1 protein-coding gene is annotated in these 1,670 nt (G+C 70.6%); it reads left to right on the top strand.

Annotated elements, in window-relative coordinates; all coding sequences use genetic code 11:
* Positions 1-399 precede the first annotated feature (399 nt).
* Positions 400-1,230, top strand: coding sequence for an HAD-IB family hydrolase (locus G6021_RS13040; RefSeq protein WP_179524420.1), 831 nt, complete (start codon positions 400-402; stop codon positions 1,228-1,230).
* The last annotated feature ends 440 nt before the right edge of the window (positions 1,231-1,670 follow it).

Below are 1,670 nucleotides of genomic sequence, written 5' to 3'. Positions count from 1 at the left end.
GGACATCGGCGTCGAGGTCCGGGTCGGTCACGTCGACCGCGACGGTCCTGCCCGCGGGAGGGTCGGGGACTGTGTCGTGCGCTGCGCGAGGGCTCTGGGTCACGGGCACAGCGTGGCGCACCCACCGGTCGGCGGACCCGGCCCGATGCAGTGTCCCGGGGGCGGCTGTGGAGAGGCCGGGGGCTGTGGACAACACGCCGGGACCCGGGGTCCCCGACCCGGACACCCCGGGCCGCGGACCCCGCCCGAAATGGGAGAAACCGCGGCAGGGGGACGCCGCGGTTTCTCGAAGTCCCGATTCGTGGGGGAACGAATCGAGCACCTATAGGGGGATGCTCTCACGAGCGTGATCAGTATCACTTATCCGCGCGGTGAGCACAAGAACCGTATCGTGGAGCCGTGTCCGCCCCACGCCGCCAGGGCCCTCGGTCATCGCACCGACCTCGCCGGGTCGCCGCGTTCTTCGACCTCGACAAGACGATCATCGCCACCTCGTCGGTGTTCGCGTTCAACAAATCCTTCCTCGACGAGGGTCTGTTGTCCCGCCGATCGGTGATCGATCTGGCCTACACGCAGCTCGCGTTCAGCCTCTCCGACGCCGACGACGACCAGATGCAGAAGGTGCGCCAGGCCATGGCCACGGCCACCAAGGGGTGGGAGCCCGAGAAGGTCGAGCGCATCGTCACCGAAGGACTCACGGAGACCGTCTCGCCGACCGTGTACGCCGAGGCGCAGGAACTGCTCGCCGAGCACCGGGCGCTCGGGCACGACCTGGTGATCGTGTCCGCCTCCGGTGAGGAACTGGTGGCGCCGATCGCCCGGATGCTCGGCGTGGACCACTACGCCGGCACCCGCATGAACCGCGACGCCGACGGGCGGTACGGCGGGTCCATCGAGTTCTACTGCCAGGGACCGGGCAAAGCCGAGGCGATCCGGGCGTTCGCCCGGCGCTACGGCTACGACCTGGAGGCCTCGTACGCCTACTCCGACTCCTCCACCGACCTGCCGATGCTCGAGGAGGTCGGGCATCCGACGGTGATCAACCCGGACCGGGCGCTGCGCCGCGAGGCCCTGGAGCGCGGGTGGCCCATCCTCACCTTCTCCAACCCCACCCCGTTGCTCCCGACGCTGGAACGCGCGACCGGGCCGATCATCGGCGTCGGGGCGATCGCGCTCGCGGTGGGGGCGGCGGCCTTCTCCTTCGCCCGCTCCGCGCGGCGAGACCACTGAACCCGGTCGCCCGACTCGTCCGCCGGGACCGGTCACCCGACCCGCCCTCGTTCGGCCCCAACTCCTCATCGTGCGCCGCCGACACGGCGGGACGCGATGGCGGGAACCACCCGCAAGTCCCCGGGTTCCTTGTGGGATCCCCCCATCGCCGGGGCGCCTGTCCGCGCGGCATGCTCAGGGCACGGTGACGACGACGCCAGGACGGTGACGGAAGAGAAGTCACGGTTCCCCGTCCGAGCCACCGTCATCGATACTCCGGAACCCACGCGACGGATAACGCCCGAGAGGCACACCAGCCGTGGGTCCGCGCCAGCCGTCACCGACGGTTGTCCCGGACCGGCCACACGGCGGACCACAGGACGCCTGGTACCCGGATCTCTCGATGGAACCGCAGTGAGTTGGCGGGTCGGCACGCGTGCCGGCCCGCCATTCGCGTGCCG

Origin of the sequence: Dietzia sp. CW19, assembly GCF_014145265.1 — a bacterium.
GTDB lineage: Bacteria > Actinomycetota > Actinomycetes > Mycobacteriales > Mycobacteriaceae > Dietzia > Dietzia natronolimnaea.
Note: the sequence above shows the minus strand (reverse complement) of the source record. Positions and strands in the feature narration are given on the sequence as shown.